This window comes from Nonomuraea solani, assembly GCF_900108335.1.
In the GTDB taxonomy this organism is placed as follows: domain Bacteria; phylum Actinomycetota; class Actinomycetes; order Streptosporangiales; family Streptosporangiaceae; genus Nonomuraea; species Nonomuraea solani.
In genome coordinates, this window is the sequence record NZ_FNVT01000001.1 from 534,725 (window position 1) to 550,906 (window position 16,182).

Sequence of the window (16,182 nt, forward strand, 5' to 3'; positions counted from 1 at the left end):
GGGGTCAGTTGATGGTGACGGTGTGCAGGAGCTTGTTCAGGCCGGTCGCCGCCTCCCAGGTGCCCTCGTTGGCGAGCCGGATCGCGTACTCGGCCCTGGACGAAAGCTGCGGATCGGGCAGGCCGAGCAGGAGCGCGTAGCTGCCGGCCGGGATCGAGGCGGGCAGTTTGAGCGTCTGCGTGATCGTGCTGGTGGCCCCGGCCGCCCACTTGCGCGGGTCGGCGGTCAGTGGCAGGCGGTGGATGGCCGAGGTGGCGGTGTCGCGCAGCACCAGTTCGAGCCCGCGCGGGTTGAAGGGGGCGGCGTACCCGTCGTTTCTGAGGGTGAGGCTGATCGGCAGGTTGCCGCCCCGGGTCGCGGTGGCCGGGTAGGTGCCGTTCTGGAGGGCGAAGCGGTAACCGAGGCTGCGAGTGATCTCGGCCAGGCAGCCGCCGGTGCTCCAGCTTCCGAGCACGCCGGGGTGGTAGTCGGTGTTCAGGTACGAGTAGTGGAAGCGCGACAGCTCGTCCTTGGCCGTCGGGCACTCCGAGCGCGGCGGGTTGGGGTTGCACGTCTCCCCGCCCATCGCCAGGTACGCCGTCTCGGCCTGCAGGTACGGATACTCCACCGCCGCGTCCTCGTACGTCCCGTAGTCGTCGGGGCTGGCCAGGAAGCAGTCGTTGTGGTGCCCCAGCCGCGCGAGCGCCGAGCCGTTGTAGGCCTGGCCGGCGGGCAGCGGGCTGGTGGAGTACATCGTGCGCTTGAACTTGGGCGTCCGTAGCTGCACCATCCGCGTCGAGGGCAGCACGTTGAGGATCTTGTCCACCACGGCCTTGCGGTTGGCCCAGTCGGCGGCGGTCACCGTGCCGGCGTTGCCGAAGTTCTGGGTGTAGTACCACTCGCCCCAGGCCCCGATGAACCCGGCCTGCATGAGGTAGATGACGTCCTTGTTGCCGCTCAGGTAGGGCGCGAGCTGGTCGAGGTGGGCCAGTACCTGAGTTCTGGAGGCGTCGGCGCCGTCGGTGGAGGTGGTGTAGGCGAAGCGCAGGATCATCTTCAGTCCCGCCGCGCGTACCGTGTCGAGCTGCTGCCGCAACTGGTCCAGCGCGGCCTGGCTGATCGGGGAGGTCTTGAACTCGGCCAGGTAGAACACGCACATCACCAGCGAGATGCCCTGGCTGTCGCGGTAGCCCCGCAGTGTGGCGAGGTCGAAGTCGTTCTTGTCGCAGTCGCCGGTGTGGTGGTAGAGGCCGCGCTCGGGGTTGGCGAAGTTCTCGGTCGTGGGTGCGTAGGTCACCGACCCGCCACCGCTGTAGACGTGCGTGAGCTTGGCGGAGGTCTCCAGCGGGGACTCGACCTGGAAGACGAGGTCGGCGTCGTTCGGCGTGGCGCTCTCACCGAGGTTCGAGCGCGGCACCGTCCACCTGGCCGTGCCGCCGGCGGCGGAGTAGGTGGCTGCTCCCACGAGCGTCCAGCTCCAGCCGCCGCCGTTGTGGCGGTAGAGGGAGGCGTTCTCCAGGAGGTAGTCGGCGCCGACGCCGTTCTGGGCGAGACCGGTCGCGGGATTACGGTCGGTGTCGATGTACGTGCGCGCGTACGCGGGACTGCCGGTGTAGCCGAACTGGTACGTCACCGTCGTGGCCGTGTTGGTGGCCGACTGGCCGGTGATGGCGGCCTGCGCCGCTGAGGGTAAGACGAGGACCGACGCGCACAGGAAGGCGAGGAGGGCGAGGACACGAGTGAGCATGGGGCTCCTAGGCGGATCGTCGAGGAGTCGCGGACTTGCGACTAATCATGGAGTCCATGCGAATTAAGTCAAGCCCCACTACGCCTGATCCAGGGAACCGCCGCCGATAATCAGGGACTCCGGGTGAAGTCAGACGTCGAGCCGCGCGGCCCGGTCACTCCCGCCCACGATCACCGCCCCCGGCCGCGCCTGTGCGGCCCACGCGTTCGGCACGGTCGAGAGCGCCAGCACCCGATCGTAGGGCCCGCGCTCGGGGCACCCGCGCACGCAGTCGCCGACGACCAGGTGCGGCCGGACCCCGGCGGCGGCCAGGTTGCGGCCGGCGACGGCGGCCACCCCGGCGTCCTCCTCGACCGAGGTCACGTTGCCCGACTCGCCCGTCAGCCGGCAGAGCAGCGCGGTGATCCACCCGCTGCCCGTGCCCACCTCCAGCACCCGCTGCCCGGGCCGGGGATCGAGGAGTTCGAGCAGGTCGACGACGGCGCTGGGGGCGGGGTTGACGCAGGTGTAGGCCATGCCGCGGCCCTGGCGGAGCGGGGTGGCGATCGGCTTGCCGGAGTAGACGGCGTCCCACCAGGCCGGCGGATCGGCCTCGCGGTCGATCGGCACGGCGCCGCCGTGGTCGTCGAGCGCCAGGCCCACGGAGGGGACGAACCAGTGGCGGGGCGCCTTCCGCAGCGCCTGCACGATGGGGCCGGTGGCAGGCGGGCGTCGTTCGCCGATCGCCGCGATCATGGCCTCGAGTCGCCAGGCGATGTGGGGCAGCATGGTCGAGCTTCGCTGGGTACCGCCGTCATGCCTGCTCACAGCGCCTCCTCCGCCGGGCGAATGCTAAGGGTGACCGTACGGGCACAGATCGTACTGTGGCAAGGTGGTCGATGAAATACACCGGCCATCCGGCATGCTGGGCCCATGCCCGAAACACCCCTCCCTGGCGGGTTCGTGAATGCCGTTGTCCGCGTCGACGACACCGCCCGCCGTCGCCGCCCCGAACTCGAACGAGCCCTGGAGGTCAGTTGACGGAGGGCTCCAGCATGGGGACGTAGTCGTGGCGCATGCCGTGGTCGCCCAGCCACCGCCGCAGCCCGCTCACCGCCGCCGGATCGGCCGCCACCTGCGCCGCGTACTCCGACAACGCCACCTCCTCCCCGTCATCGAACAGCAGCTTCGACGGCCCCGACCACGACAGCGTCCACTTGGCCTCCCCGAGCTGGATCAGCACCGCCTCCAGCGCCTGCCCCAGCACCCCGGCCAGCAGCGTCTCCGACGCGTTCCAGCCCTGCTCCAGCAGCTTGGCCTCCAGCTCGGCCTGCCGGCCCCGCGCGATCGCCTCGAAGGCGGCGTCCAGGTACGGCCGCGAGGCCCCCATCACCTGCTGCCCGGCCATCGCCAGGTCGTGCAGGGCGTCGGCGTTGCGGCCGGCGTACATGCCCTGCTCCACCAGCTCCTCCCACGACACCGGCCGCAGCGACGTCAGCGCCTCGGCCGACCACATCGACCGCTCCACCGCGTGCACCGCCAGGTTCGCGTCCTGCAGCAGTGTCAGGGCCGAGCGCGGGTCCGGCACGTGCTGCGGCTCCGGCAGGTGCTCGATCGCGGCCAGGCGCTCGGCCAGGCTCGGATGCGAGTCGTACGGGGACACCTCCTCCGGCTCCTCGCCCAGCCGGGCCAGCTCGGCCTGCCGCTCCGGGTCGCTCATCAGCGCGTGGAAGCCCCCGAACACCGCCGCCGGCCTGAACCCGCCGACGCCGGCCAGGGACAGGTAGTTGCTGACGTACAGGTCCCAGCCCATGGAGGTGGAGTGGATCTTGCGCAGGGCGCCCGCCATCGCCTGCCGGCCGCCGATCGCGACGGCGAACTGGTCGGCCTCCAGCTCCTGCTTGCGCGAGACGGCCTGCGAGATCCGCAGGTAGAGCTTGGCGTACCAGGTGAACAGGCGCTGGATGAACGGATGGTTGCGCAGGCCCTGGACGGTCGCGATGAGCGAGACCCGCCCCCGGTAGACCGGTGCTCCCAGGCGGGTGTGCGCGCCGCTGTAGTGGCCGAGCTCGTGCCCGAGCACCGCGCGCAGCTCGTCCACCGTGAGCGTCTGCAGCAGCGGCAGGCCGATGAACATGCGTCGCCGGGTCGCCTTCATGCCCAGGAACCTGGTGTCCTCGGAGACGGCCGCGTTCACCTCGGCGACCAGGCGGATCTCGTCCGGGGGCGCCGTGCGTACCCGCTGGGCCAGGTCCTCGACCGTCTGCCACAACGTCGGCTCGTGTTCGCGCCCGACCGGCACGCCGGGCTGCTCGCCGTCGCGGCGGCGGCTCACCATGACGAGCGCGCGGACGAGCGCCCCCGCCGCTAGTGTCAGCACGATCGCGAACTTGACGGTGTTGGCGTGGAAGTCGACCAGAAGCAGGACGTCGAAGAAGATGGCGGCGACCAGGAAGAGGCCGACCAGCACGTAGAAGCCGGCGAGCAGGGTAAAGGCCAGCACTGCTCGGAACGCTGTCGTCATGGGGGAGGGCTCCCGGGGAAGGGGTTCTCGCGAGGCTTGACATTAGCGGAGACGGGAAACTGGATAAAATTACTGCACTGATGCCGTACTACGACGAGCATGACCAAGAGCGTTGGGTTCCGGAACTTCCCGGCAATCCCGGACGCACCGCGTTCGAACGGGACAGGGCTCGCGTGCTGCACAGCGCCGCCCTGCGCCGCCTGGCGGCGAAGACGCAGGTCGTCGGCCCAGGGGAGACCCTCGGCGGCGGCCAGCACATCCCGCGCACCCGGCTCACGCACTCCCTCGAATGCGCCCAGGTGGGCCGGGAGATGGGCGCCACCCTCGGCGTCGACCCCGATCTGGTGGAGACCGCCTGCTTGGCCCACGACCTGGGGCACCCGCCCTTCGGGCACAACGGCGAGGTGGCGCTCAACGCGCTGTCGGCCTCGTGCGGCGGGTTCGAGGGCAACGCGCAGAGCCTGCGGCTGCTCACCCGGCTGGAGGCCAAGGTGCTCACCGGGGACGGGCGCAGCGCCGGGCTCAACCTGACGCGGGCGGCCCTGGACGCCTCGATCAAGTACCCGTGGACGTGTGACAAATCACCCAAATTCGGTGTGTACGACGATGACCTGCCCGTGTTCCGGTGGATCAGGGAGGGCGCGCCGGAGGGCCGGGTGAGCTTCGAGGCGCAGATCATGGACTGGGCCGACGACGTGGCCTACTCCGTCCACGACCTGGAGGACGCCCTGCACTCCGGGCACGTCACGCCCGAGGCCCTGCAGTCGCCCACCGAGCGTGCGCAGGTCTGCCAGATCACCCGCACCTGGTACGCCCCCGGCGCCGACCTCAACGAGCTCGAAGACGTCTTCGCCAAGCTCATCGCCGACCCCCTCTGGCCGCGTCGCTTCGACGCCACGATCGCCGACCTGGCCGGCCTCAAAGCGCTCACGAGCGGACTCATCGGCCGCTTCTGCCAGTCCGCGCAGACCGCCACCAAAGAGGTGTACGGCTCCCGCCACCGCGCCGACCTCGTCGTGCCCCACGCCACCCGGCTGGAGTGCGCCCTGCTCAAGGGCATCACCGCCCACTACGTGATGACCACCGAGGACCACAACGCCAACCAGGCCAGGCAGCGCGACCTCATCACCGAGCTGGCCTCCCTGATCACCCTGGGCGCGCCGAGGACGCTGGAGCCGGCCTTCCGGCCCGCGTACCTGACGGCGAAGGACGACGCGGCGCGCGTCCGCGTGGTGATCGACCAGATCGCCTCGCTCACCGACACCTCCGCCGTAACCTGGCACCGCAGGTTGGCCACCTGACACAACCCGCTTTCCGGATGACTCCCGCGGGCGGATACTGCGCCCATGGCCACATATGTGATCGTCGGCGCCGGGCTGGCCGGAGCCAAGGCCGCGCAGACGCTGCGCGAGGAGGGGTTCGACGGGGAGATCGTGCTGATCGGCGCGGAGACCGAACGGCCCTACGAGAGACCGCCCCTGTCGAAGAGCTACCTGCAGGGCAAGAGCGAACGCGAGAAGATCTTCGTCCACACCCCCGAGTGGTACGCGGACAACAACGTGGACCTCCGGCTCGGCATGCGGGTCACCCGGATAGAGCCGGACCACCACCTGATACGCCTCAGGGACGGGTCGCGCCTGCCGTACGACAAGCTGCTCGTCGCGACCGGCGCCGTGCCGAGACGCCTGCCGGGGCCCGGCTACTACCTCCGCACCGTCGAGGACAGCGAGGCTCTGAGGGCGCACTTCGCCGCCGACGCCCGCGTGCTCGTCATCGGCGCCTCCTGGATCGGCCTGGAGACCGCGGCGGCCGCGGTCGAGGCCGGCTGCTCCGTCACCGTCGTCGAGCCCGAACCCACCGCGCTCAACCGCGCGCTCGGCCCCGAACTCGGCGAACTGTTCGCCCGCCTGCACGCCGGCAAGGGCGTGGACCTACGCTTCGGCACCGCCGCCGCGGAGATCACCGAGACCGGCGTGCGCCTCAGCTCGGGCGAGCGGCTCGCCGCCGACCTCGTCGTGGTCGGCATCGGCGCCGCGCCCGAGGTCGGGCTCGCCCGAGACGCCGGCCTCGAAGTCGGCCAGGGCATTCGCACCGACGCCGCCCTGCGCACCTCACACCCCGACGTGTACGCCGCCGGCGACGTGGCCGAGTTCTTCCACCCCCGCTACGAGCGCCACCTCCGCGTCGAACACTGGGCCAACGCCCTGCACGGCGGCCCGGCCGCGGCCCGCTCCATGCTCGGCCAGGAGGTGTCCTACGACCGGCTGCCCTACTTCTACACCGACCAGTACGACCTCGGCATGGAGTTCTCCGGCGACATCGAGGGCTACGAGGAGATCGTCTACCGCGGTGACCCGGAGAGCATGGAGTTCATCGTCTACTGGCTGCGCGGCGGCCGGGTGATCGCCGGCATGAACGTCAACGTCTGGGACGTCGTGGACGACATCCAGGAGCTGATCACCTCGGGCGTCATTGTGAACCAAACGGAGCTATCGAAGGGGTGATCACCTCGGGCGGGTCGCCCTGGTCGCGGGTCTTCCTGGGCTTCGGGGTGCTGCTGCCGCTCGGCTGGGACTGAGGTGTGATCGCCTGCCTGCCGGCGCACTGGACGGTGCAGCCCGGCGTCTCACCGAGCTTGCCGCGCAGCTTCAGCGTCTCCTCCCTGGGGGAGTAGGTGCGGTTGCCCGAGTCCCAGGCGTCCAGGTAGTCCCACGGCTTGACCATGCCCCTGCGCACCCACCAGAAGGCCGGGCCGGTCTTCCACGAGATCGCGAAGTAGAGGTTCGGCCCGGTGTCGCGGGCGTTGCCCGTCCGGCCGATCCGCCCGAGCAACTGGCCCGCCTTGACGCGCGCGCCCGGCTTGACGCCGTCGGCCACCGAGTCGAGGTGGCCGCCGAGGTAGCGGACGCCGTCGTCGCCGATGATCGTGACGAACTTGCCCTCGCGGTCGGCGCCCGCGTCCGTGGCCGGGTTCCACCGGTTCTGGAGGCTCACCTCGTCGACGACGCCTTCGATGGGCGCCACGAACCCGCACCCCTGCTTGGCCCAGATCGTCGTCTTGGGCAGCACGAGGAGCTTGCGCTGGTAGGTCGTCTTACAGCCCTTCACCGGGAAGGTGTAGCTGTACTTCGACAGCTTCGGCGGCGGCACCTTGATCGCGTCGCCGCCCGTGGGGGGCTGCTCGGCGGACTGGTGCTCGACGTCCGGGATCGTGGCCGTCACCTCCGGCGTGCCCGTCACCGGGGCCGTGGAGGGCGACTGCGCGCTGACCCCGGCCAGCCCCGTGGCCTGCGTGCAGGCGCCGGTCATCAGCAGAGCGCCCATGACGGCCGCCCATCGTCCGAAATGCCCCGATCGCATGGTCTCCACCCGTGTCACCGTTTCCACCGACAACCTTTACCTTTGTAGCCGACCGGGCGACCTCGCATAGCCGCTTTCCCCCTTTAGCAGCCCAGTGGTAACCCCCTCCTTCCCCGCGAGGGGGCCGAGGGGGCGGGAACCGTCGGTGGGGCGGATTAGACTCACCGGCGTGGCTGGCCGGATCCGTGATGTCGACATCGCCCTCGTACGCGAGCGCTCCCCCATCGCCGACGTGATCGGCGAGCACATCCAGTTGCGCAACGCCGGAGGTGGCAACCTCAAGGGCTTGTGCCCGTTCCACGACGAGAAGAGCCCGTCGTTCAACGTCACCCCCGAGCGGGGGATGTATTACTGTTTCGGCTGCTCAGAGGGCGGCGACGTGATCACGTTCGTCGAGAAGACCGAGCATCTGACGTTCGGCGAGGCCGTCGAGCGGCTGGCGCAGCGGGCCGGCGTCCAGCTCCAGTACGAGCAGGGCGGCTACGTTCCCAAGCGCGACCACGGCGAGCGGGCCCGGCTGATCGAGGCGCACAAGGCGGCGGCCGAGTTCTACGCGGGCAAGCTGTTCGGGCCCGACGCGGCGCCCGGGCGGCGGTTCCTGTCGGAGCGCGGGTTCGAGCGGGCCGACGCCGAGATGTTCGGGGTGGGTTACGCGCCGGCCGAGTGGGAGGCGCTCACCCGCCATCTGCTCGGGCGCGGGTTCTCCGCCGACGAGATCGTCAAGGGCGGGCTGGCCAAGGAGGGCCGCCGGGGGCCGATCGACCGGTTCCGTGGGCGGCTGATCTGGCCTATTAGGGATGCTACGGGCGATGTGATCGGATTTGGCGCCCGGAAGTTGCTCGATTCCGACGATGGGCCGAAATATCTGAATACACCTGACTCCCCGCTTTACAAGAAGAGCCAGGTCCTTTATGGGATCGATCTCGCCAAACGAGAGATCTCCAAGCGCGCGCAGGCGGTGATCGTCGAGGGCTACACCGACGTCATGGCCTGCCATCTCGCCGGCGTGCCGACCGCCGTGGCCACCTGCGGCACCTCCTTCGGCGAGGAGCACATCAAGATCCTGCGCCGGTTCCTGCTCGACCAGGCCGAGTTCCGTGGCGAGGTGATCTTCACCTTCGACGGCGACGCGGCGGGGCAGAAGGCGGCGCTGCGGGCGTTCGCCGACGAGCAGAAGTTCGTCACGCAGACCTACGTCGCGGTGCAGAGCGACGGGCTCGACCCGTGCGACCTGCGCATCAAGCAGGGCGACGCGGCGGTGCGCGACCTGATCGCGAGCAGGGAGCCGCTGTTCCAGTTCGCGATCAGGAGCACGATCTCCCGCTACGACCTGCGCAGCAACGAGGGCAAGATCGCCGCCCTCGACGCCGCCGCGCCCATCGTGGCCGGGATCAAGGACGTCGGCCTGCGCAAGCGCTACGCCATCGACCTCGACCGGTGGCTGGGGTTCATGGACGAGCGGTTCGTCATGCAGCGCATCGCCGAGGTGTCCGGCGCCCAGCAGGGCCGGCAGCAGCGGGCACCCAAGGCGGCCCCGCTCGACCCGAGCGTGCGGGTGGAGGGCGAGCTTCTCAAGCTGGCCGTCCAGCGCCCCGCGCTCCTCGGGCCCCGCTTCGACGCCCTAGACGCGCAGGCGTTCACCACCCCCGACCACATCACCCTGTACAACGTCATCACCGCCGCCGGCGGCCTGACGGCGGCCGGGCACGGCGGGCGGGAGTGGGTCGACCGGCTGCTGGAGCACGCGCACGAGGACGGGGCGCGCGGGCTGGTGACCCGGTTCGCGGTCGAGCCGATCCACGCCGACGCGCACGCCGAGGAGCGCTACGCCGGCGACATCCTGACGGCCGTCGAGGCCATGCCGGTCGACCGGGCCATCGCTCAGGTGAAGTCGCGCATCCAACGACTCAATCCGGTCGAGGAGCAGCAGGAGTACAACAAGTTGTTCGGTGAGCTGGTGGCCCTGGAGCAGCAGCGCCGGGTCCTGCGTACCCGCGTCGCGGGTAGCTGACCCACACCCGGTTTGATAACGGTTCGGCCGCGATCGCAAGCGGTATACCCGGGCGGTTGACCAGGGAATTTGGCGCGGTCCAACGGATGACAAAGTGATCGGACAAGGGAGTCGGGGCCGCGAAAGAGTTGCGTCCGGCCAGCGGAGGTCACCGGGCGCGCGAATCCAGACCGCGTAATTGACTTTACTTTCCTGATCAAACTCAGGCTAAACCTTATTGCGATCTCAAATCGGTAAGGACGATCGTCTTACCTTCGGTGACAAAAATGGGTCTGCCATTTGATGGAACCAATACTGCAGACTGTCTCCCGTGGGTGCATCGGTGCTGCCAAGCGGGCCGCCATCGGTAGATCAGGTGGCGGACCTCGTCGCGAAGGGAAGGGAGCGCGGAAGCGTAACCGTCGATGACGTCGCAGCCGCGCTTGACCGATCCGAGTTGCCGTCCGACGCGCTGGAACGCGTCGTGCGAATGCTCGCCGAGAACGGTGTGGAGGTCCTCGAGCCCCAGGGCGATGAGGAGACCACCCGCGCCGATGAGGAAGACGTAGGCAAGCGGGCGCCGACCAGCGATCTTGTCCGTATTTATCTGCGGGAGATCGGCCGTGTGCCACTGCTGACCGCTGAGGAGGAGGTGGAGCTCGCCAAGTCGATCGAAGCCGGCCTGTTCGCCGAGGACAAGCTGGCCAACGGGGTCTCGCGTCTGGCCTTCCCGGAGTTCAGGGAGCTCGTCTGGCAGGGCACGCGAGCCAAACAGCGGCTCATCGAAGCCAACCTGAGGCTCGTGGTGTCGATCGCCAAGCGTTACGTGGGCCGCGGCATGCTGTTCCTGGACCTGATCCAGGAGGGCAACCTGGGACTCATCCGGGCGGTCGAGAAATTCGACTATACGAAGGGCTACAAGTTCTCCACGTACGCGACCTGGTGGATCAGGCAGGCGATCACCCGGGCGATCGCCGACCAGGCGCGCACCATCCGCATTCCGGTGCACATGGTGGAGACCATCAACAAGCTCGTCAGAGTCCAGCGCCAGCTCCACCAGGACCTCGGCCGCGAGCCGATCCCCGAGGAGATCGCCAAGGAGATGGACCTCCCTGTCGATCGCGTGGTGGAGATCCAGCGCATCGCCCAGGAGCCCGTGTCGCTGCAGTCGCCGATCGGCGAAGAGGATTCGGACCTCGGTGACTTCATCGAGGACGCCGACGCCGTGGTGCCCATGGAGGCCGCCGCCTTCATCATGCTGCAGGACCAGCTCGACGACATCCTGGCCACGCTGTCGGACCGCGAGCAGCGCATCATCCAGCTCCGCTTCGGCCTGGCCGATGGACATCCGCGCACGCTCGAGGAGGTGGGCAGGGAGTTCGGGGTCACGCGGGAGCGCATCCGCCAGATCGAGTCGAAGACCCTGGCCAAGCTCCGCCACCCGACGCGCGCGCAGATGCTGCGGGACTACCTGGACTGATACGTGCGTGAGAACGGGCCCGGGCCGACGCCCGGGCCCGTTCTCGTTCGTTCAGGAGCAGCCCTCGAACTGGGGCACGGCGATCGTGCCGAACTTCAGCCCCGCCTTGCCGAACCACTTGCGCAGCAGCTCGGCCGCGGTCCCGTCCTGGTACATCGCGGTGATCGCCCGGTTCACCGCCTCGCAGCCCGGCACGTCGCCCTTGCGCAGGCCGATCCCGGTGCGCTGCTCGTTGAACTGCGCGTTGGCCAGCCGCAGCCCCGAGTTGTCCTGGGCGGCCAGGCCCGCCAGGATGACGTCGTTGGTGGTGACCGCGTCCACCTGGTCGCTCTTCAGCGCCGCCAGGCACTTCGCGTAGTCGGGGAAGGGCACCAGCTTCGCCGGCACCTCGCGCTCCTCCACCACCCGCTGGGCCGCGTTCGAGCCCTTGACCTCACAGATCCTGCGGCCGCCGAGATCGCGCACGTTCGCGATCGTCTCGCCCGGCCGGGTCAGGATGTCCTGATAGGAGATGTGGTACGGCCCCGCGAACAGCACCCGCTTCTTGCGTTCCTGATCGATCGTGAACGTGGCCACCACCAGGTCAGCCCGCCCGTCGCCGAGCACCTTCTCCCGGTCGGCGGCCAGCACGCCCAGGTAGGAGAACTCCTTGCCCAGCTTTCCCGCGACGTAGCGGGCCACGTCCACGTCGAAGCCCTCGAACCCGCCGCCGGGCGTGCGGAACCCGACCGACGGCAGGTCGACCCGCACCCCGATGACCAGCCGCTCCTTGTCCACGACCGACTCCTGGCCGTTCATCCCGCAGCCCGTCACGGCCGCCGCGACCAGGACCAGCACCACCGCCAGCACCCGCTTCACCGGTACTCCTTGAGTCGTGGCCACACCCCGGCGACCACCAGCAGCCCGATCGCGCCGATCGCGAAGGGGAGCAGCCGCCACAGGTTGTCCAGCGCGCCCTCGCCGCGGTCGATCGCGCTCTTGAACGCGCTCTGGTGCCGGTTCGCCAGCGCCACGAGCGCGTCGTCGTAGCCGTCGAACGCCGTCGCGACCTGCCCGAGCCGCTCCGCGACCGCCTCGTCGGCCTGCCCGCCCGTCACCAACCGGCGGAAGCTCCGGTCGGTCTCCTGGAAGGCCCGGTAAGCCTGGAACACGTTCTTCCCCTCCGCGCCGACGAGCTCGGGCCCCAGCATGCCGAGGAAGTCCTTCGTGCCCTTGCTCACCTGGTCGTGGTAGGTCCGCAGGTTGCCGGCCGGCAGGTAGATGATCGACAGCGACTTGTCCAGGTACGTGTGCTCGTAGGTGTCGGCCCGCTCCTTGTCCAGCAGGAAGCGGCTCTGGTCGCCCTGCATGCTGTTGCTGATCGCCCGCGTCTTGGCCAGGGTCAGCACCGAGTCGAACCCGGCCGTCTTGGCCATGCGCAGCGCCTCCTCGTCCTGGCTGAGCACGCTCACCCCGAAGAAGAGCGCGACCGCGGTCGTGACCGTGGCCACCAGCAGCGCGGGCCCGAACACCCGCCGGAAGCGCCGCGCCAGGAAGATCTGCAGCCAGATCAGGCAGCCCAGCGCGACCAGCCCGGCCACCACCACGGCGACGCGCACGATCGGCACCCAGAGCGCCTTGTCGTCGTAGGTGCGGCGGACGATCGTGCCGCTCTCCAGCGTCAGGTTGTACGCCTGCGGCAGCAGCACGACCCGCATGAGGTCGGTCGCCGCGCGATAGGTCCGCACCACGTCCACCGGCGGCGGGCCCGGCGCGTGCTTCGCGTTCTCGTCCAGCAGCAGCGCCTGCCCGGCCAGCCGCTCGTACCGGCCGAGCCCGTCGAGCACCGACTGCACGGTCATGCGCTCGGCCTGGTCGTCGCCCGACAGCTCGAACGCCTTCAGCAGCGCCGTGTTGGCCTCGGAGCGCCGCTGCTCGTACCGGGCGAGCGCCTCATTCCGCTGCCCCGGGTAGGCGGTCCCCATCACGATCGCGTTGGCCACCTGCGCGTCCATGTCGCTCAGCGCCAGGTAGAGCCCGGCGGTGGCGACGACCTGCGGGCCGGCGTCGCGGCCGATCACCCGCAGCCCGTCGCGCGCGCTCGAACTGCCGACCGCGAGCGCGGCGAACAGCAGCGCCAGCGAGGCGACCGTGACCCCGGAGATGACCCGGATCCGGCCGGGCACGCTGCTGCGGCGTACCGCGGACGGGGTGCCCCGGGCCTGCACCAGGGTCACGGCGTGCCCTCCCTGATCGTGATCACGGTCCAGGCGCCCAGATGGATCCGGTCGCCTGGGCCGACCCTGACCGGGACGTTCACCTTGACCGGCCGGCCGTTCACCTGGGTGCCGTTGGCCGAGCCCGGGTCCACCAGCATGTACGTGCCGTCCGGCTGAGCCAGCAGCACCGCGTGCAGGTGGGAGACGCCCGGGTCCTCGGGCGGCCCGGTCAGGTCGATCTCCGGCGTCGTGTTCCTGGCCCGGCTGCGCCGCCCGATGCGTACCTGCTCGCCGACCAGCCCGAACGAGCGCTCCGGGCAGTACGGCGGGAACGCCACCGCGTCGGCGTCGGGCCCGCCCTCGGCGATGACCTTCTCGTAGTAGGCCCGATCGGCCGCCGTCACGGCCTCCCACCGGGCCCCTGTCACGGGGGCCGAGATGGAGGCACCGGTGCCCTGTCCGATCGCCGAGCCGTGCCCGGAGTGCGGTGATGGATGTCCTCGCTGCGCCGCGGATCCATCACTGCTGTAGTCGTGGCCGCACACCTCACAGAACTGCCCGGCGCGCGGCGTCCGGCAGATCGGGCACGCCTCGGCCGTCGCCTCCTCGGCCGGGGGAGGCGGAGGTGCGGCCTGGGGAGCCCCCGTCATCTGGATGCCGCACGTGTCGCAGTATTCGTCGTCGCCCGACGGGTGCCCCTGCGGGCAGGTCGCCATCAGCTTCCGTCCTTCCGCAACCGGCTCGTACGCACCGAGCCCGTGTCCAGCTCGATCTCGTCGGCCTTCTCCACGTTCCTGCGCAGCCGGGCCGTGCCGGTGGCCGGATCGACCTCGACCACCTTCTCCAGCAGCCTGGCGGTGTCCTCCCGGCCGGACTCGGTGGCGATCTGCCTGGCCTTGGCCAGCCGGGCGGTCGCGGTGTCGACGTCGCCCATCGCCCGGGCGCTGAGCCCGTCCTGGATCAGCTCGTGCAGCTCGGCCTGCCCGGTGTAGTGGGCGACCTTGCCGTTGATCCGGGTGGAGGCCGCCAGGTCGTCGGTCCACTGCGCCAGGACGTTGCCGCTGGCCAGCACGTCCTGGGTGTCGGGGCGTACCAGCTTGACCCAGCCCGCCCTGATCTCCTGGCCGATCTGCCCCTTCTGCACCTCGACGCAGAGGTGATACTCGCGCTCCTCCGCGCCCCAGGAACCGGTCGGGTAGTCGCCGGTCAGCGGGTTGACGTCGGTACGCTTGCCGGTCAGGTCGAGCAGCGTGGGGGAGACCTGCTTGACGAACTTGAGCTGCGCGGTCTGCGGCACCCACACGCGCAGCGACAGCTCGGCCACGGTCTTGCTCATCGACGTCTGCGTGAGCCGGCGGAAGAACTCCGGCAGATCCCCCTGGTTACGTACGAAGTCGAACGTGCCGAGCATCGCCTCGGCCACCTTCCGCAGCTCCCCGGGCACCCAGTCGTCGCCGACGCCCAGGCAGTCGACCACGAACTTGCCGCTCCAGCCCGTCAGCACCGACTCGAACACGTCGGAGCGCTCGTTGTTCTGGCCGTCGGTCATCAGCAGCGCGTGCCTGATCGCCGACGGGTGCGCGGTCAGCAGGTGGCCGGCCAGCTTCAGCCACTCGCCCATGGCGGTGCCGCCGTGCGCGAGCAAGCGGCTGATCGCCCGCTCGGCCTCCGCCCTGGTGGCCGGGCTCGCCTTGACCAGCTTGGGGGCGCCGCCGGGGTAGACGACCTTGGCCGACTCCGTACCGGCGATCACCGCGAAATGCACGCCGTCGCGCAGCGTCTGTACGGCGGTCGCGGCCGCCTGCCTGGCCTCACGGATCTTGCTGCCGCTCATCGAGCCCGACGTGTCAACGATGATCACTTCGGCCGCCTCCGCGTCGGTGGCCCGCGTGGTCATGCCGCCGCCGGTCGAGGCGACCGTGAGGATGGCGTGCACCTCGCGGCCGTCGACGGACAGGTATTTGTTCTGGTCGATGTTCAGCGTGAAAACGGGCTGGTCAGCCATGCGCTTCTCCTAGGGGGATCATGGCAATGGTCACGTTGTCCTGGCCGCCGGAGTCCAGCGCGTGGCGGAGCATCTCGCGGGCCATCTCGATCGGGGTCCCCGTCGCGGGGAAGGCGTAGCCGTCCAGGTAGCGCCACAGGCCGTCGCTGCAGATCAGCAGGTGCCCGGGGCCCGGCGCGGCGAAGGTGACGACGCGCGGCGCGACGTCGCCGGCGTCGGCGCCGAGCCAGGCGGTGATCTCGCCGGTCTCGATCGCGTCGTCCTCGGTCAGCAGGGTGCCGGCGGGCAGCAGGTACGCGCGGGTGTCGCCGGCCCAGGCCAGCGTGATCCGGCCCCGCTCGACCACGGTGGCGACGTACGTGCAGGCCGGGGCGTCGTCGATGGAGGGCGCGAGCTTGGCCACCGCCCGCGCGGCCAGGTCGAACGCCTCCTCCTGCGGCAGGCCCCTGGCCAGCGCGGCGGCCGCGACCTCCACCGCCACCGCGGCCGCCTCGTCGGCCCGCGGCGAGCTGCCCACGCCGTCGCAGACCACGGTCACGATCCCGGCGGGGGCCTCGACCAGCGCCACCGCGTCCTCGTTGCGGCTGCGGCGCAGGCCCCGGTCCGTCACGGCGGCCGCGCCGACGTCGAGCACGATCTCGGCGTGGTCCCTGCCGGTGGGCTGGCGCACGCCGCAGCGCTCGCAGTAGCCCTCCGCGTCCACGGCGGCCGCCCCGCAGGCGGCACAGGTCGGCGCCCCCAGCGCGTGCCCGCACGCCTCACAGTAGGCATCCCCGACCGCCACCGAAGCCTCACAAACAGGACAAACGGCATCGGTCCGCAGATCCACGGTGTCCTCGCTACGCTGCGGATCCGCAGCGTCTGCCTGCCGAGCTGCGCTCGGAGTGCTGTGATGGATGTCCTCGCTACGCTGCGGATCC

The 16,182-nt window shown here is 70.2% G+C and carries 13 protein-coding genes; 4 read left to right on the plus strand and 9 right to left on the minus strand.

Translation table 11 applies throughout. From position 1 onward, the window contains the following. Nucleotides 1–4 precede the first annotated feature (4 nt). From C4V41_RS02475 to C4V41_RS02485, 3 genes are all read right to left on the minus strand, one after another. Nucleotides 5–1,726, minus strand: coding sequence for a DUF4832 domain-containing protein (locus tag C4V41_RS02475; protein WP_103954053.1), 1,722 nt, complete (start codon nucleotides 1,724–1,726; stop codon nucleotides 5–7). A 129-nt stretch (nucleotides 1,727–1,855) separates the two neighbouring features. Next, a complete protein-coding gene (locus C4V41_RS02480) occupies nucleotides 1,856–2,533 on the minus strand; it encodes a protein-L-isoaspartate O-methyltransferase family protein (RefSeq protein WP_146103495.1) in 678 nt (225 codons plus the stop codon). Nucleotides 2,534–2,738: 205 nt separating this feature from the next. Beyond that, nucleotides 2,739–4,229, minus strand: a complete 1,491-nt coding sequence (locus C4V41_RS02485; protein WP_103954055.1) for a M48 family metallopeptidase — start codon at nucleotides 4,227–4,229, stop codon at nucleotides 2,739–2,741. Nucleotides 4,230–4,309: 80 nt separating this feature from the next. On the opposite strand from C4V41_RS02485, the gene C4V41_RS02490 reads away from it, so the two are divergent. Both C4V41_RS02490 and C4V41_RS02495 read left to right on the plus strand, forming a co-directional pair. Beyond that, nucleotides 4,310–5,530, plus strand: a complete 1,221-nt coding sequence (locus tag C4V41_RS02490) for a deoxyguanosinetriphosphate triphosphohydrolase (RefSeq protein WP_103954056.1) — start codon at nucleotides 4,310–4,312, stop codon at nucleotides 5,528–5,530. A gap of 45 nt (nucleotides 5,531–5,575) precedes the next feature. Continuing rightward, entirely contained in the window at nucleotides 5,576–6,733 is a 1,158-nt protein-coding gene (locus C4V41_RS02495) for an NAD(P)/FAD-dependent oxidoreductase (RefSeq protein WP_235029865.1), read from the plus strand. On the opposite strand, the gene C4V41_RS02500 is transcribed toward C4V41_RS02495, so the two are convergent. Beyond that, nucleotides 6,699–7,553, minus strand: a complete 855-nt coding sequence (locus C4V41_RS02500; RefSeq protein ID WP_235029866.1) for a M23 family metallopeptidase — start codon at nucleotides 7,551–7,553, stop codon at nucleotides 6,699–6,701. The two genes, C4V41_RS02495 and C4V41_RS02500, sit on opposite strands and share 35 nt — an antisense overlap. 205 nt (nucleotides 7,554–7,758) lie before the next feature. On the opposite strand from C4V41_RS02500, the gene dnaG reads away from it, so the two are divergent. Continuing rightward, nucleotides 7,759–9,600 (plus strand): DNA primase, encoded by a 1,842-nt coding sequence (gene dnaG / locus C4V41_RS02505; protein ID WP_103954058.1) that lies wholly within the window; start codon nucleotides 7,759–7,761, stop codon nucleotides 9,598–9,600. Nucleotides 9,601–9,910: 310 nt separating this feature from the next. Then, complete coding sequence (gene rpoD, locus C4V41_RS02510) at nucleotides 9,911–11,059, plus strand: RNA polymerase sigma factor RpoD (RefSeq protein ID WP_407669898.1); 1,149 nt, start codon at nucleotides 9,911–9,913, stop codon at nucleotides 11,057–11,059. 51 nt (nucleotides 11,060–11,110) lie between these two features. Here the strand turns inward: rpoD and C4V41_RS02515 are convergent, their stop codons facing one another. The 5 genes from C4V41_RS02515 to C4V41_RS02535 are packed head-to-tail and all read right to left on the minus strand — an operon-like array spanning nucleotide 11,111 to nucleotide 16,046. Beyond that, entirely contained in the window at nucleotides 11,111–11,917 is an 807-nt protein-coding gene (locus C4V41_RS02515) for a transporter substrate-binding domain-containing protein (protein ID WP_103954060.1), read from the minus strand. Next, complete coding sequence (locus C4V41_RS02520; protein WP_103954061.1) at nucleotides 11,914–13,275, minus strand: hypothetical protein; 1,362 nt, start codon at nucleotides 13,273–13,275, stop codon at nucleotides 11,914–11,916. Before C4V41_RS02520 ends, C4V41_RS02515 begins: the two co-directional genes overlap by 4 nt. After that, a complete protein-coding gene (locus C4V41_RS02525) occupies nucleotides 13,272–13,973 on the minus strand; it encodes an FHA domain-containing protein (protein WP_103954062.1) in 702 nt (233 codons plus the stop codon). Before C4V41_RS02525 ends, C4V41_RS02520 begins: the two co-directional genes overlap by 4 nt. After that, the gene (locus C4V41_RS02530; RefSeq protein ID WP_103954063.1) at nucleotides 13,973–15,262 is read right to left on the minus strand and encodes a vWA domain-containing protein; all 1,290 of its coding nucleotides are present in this window, start codon (nucleotides 15,260–15,262) and stop codon (nucleotides 13,973–13,975) included. The genes C4V41_RS02525 and C4V41_RS02530 overlap by 1 nt, the downstream gene beginning before the upstream one ends. Beyond that, complete coding sequence (locus tag C4V41_RS02535; protein ID WP_200823699.1) at nucleotides 15,255–16,046, minus strand: PP2C family protein-serine/threonine phosphatase; 792 nt, start codon at nucleotides 16,044–16,046, stop codon at nucleotides 15,255–15,257. The genes C4V41_RS02530 and C4V41_RS02535 overlap by 8 nt, the downstream gene beginning before the upstream one ends. Nucleotides 16,047–16,182 lie beyond the last annotated feature (136 nt).

What these genes read in the sequence shown, in the direction of transcription:
- C4V41_RS02475 (WP_103954053.1), bottom strand. Translation starts at nt 1,726, where the DNA reads ATGCTCACTCGTGTCCTCGCCCTCCTCGCCTTCCTGTGCGCGTCGGTC.
- C4V41_RS02495 (WP_235029865.1), top strand. Translation starts at nt 5,576, where the DNA reads ATGGCCACATATGTGATCGTCGGCGCCGGGCTGGCCGGAGCCAAGGCC.
- C4V41_RS02500 (WP_235029866.1), bottom strand. Translation starts at nt 7,553, where the DNA reads ATGGGCGCTCTGCTGATGACCGGCGCCTGCACGCAGGCCACGGGGCTG.
- C4V41_RS02490 (WP_103954056.1), top strand. Translation starts at nt 4,310, where the DNA reads ATGCCGTACTACGACGAGCATGACCAAGAGCGTTGGGTTCCGGAACTT.
- C4V41_RS02530 (WP_103954063.1), bottom strand. Translation starts at nt 15,262, where the DNA reads ATGGCTGACCAGCCCGTTTTCACGCTGAACATCGACCAGAACAAATAC.
- C4V41_RS02525 (WP_103954062.1), bottom strand. Translation starts at nt 13,973, where the DNA reads ATGGCGACCTGCCCGCAGGGGCACCCGTCGGGCGACGACGAATACTGC.
- C4V41_RS02485 (WP_103954055.1), bottom strand. Translation starts at nt 4,229, where the DNA reads ATGACGACAGCGTTCCGAGCAGTGCTGGCCTTTACCCTGCTCGCCGGC.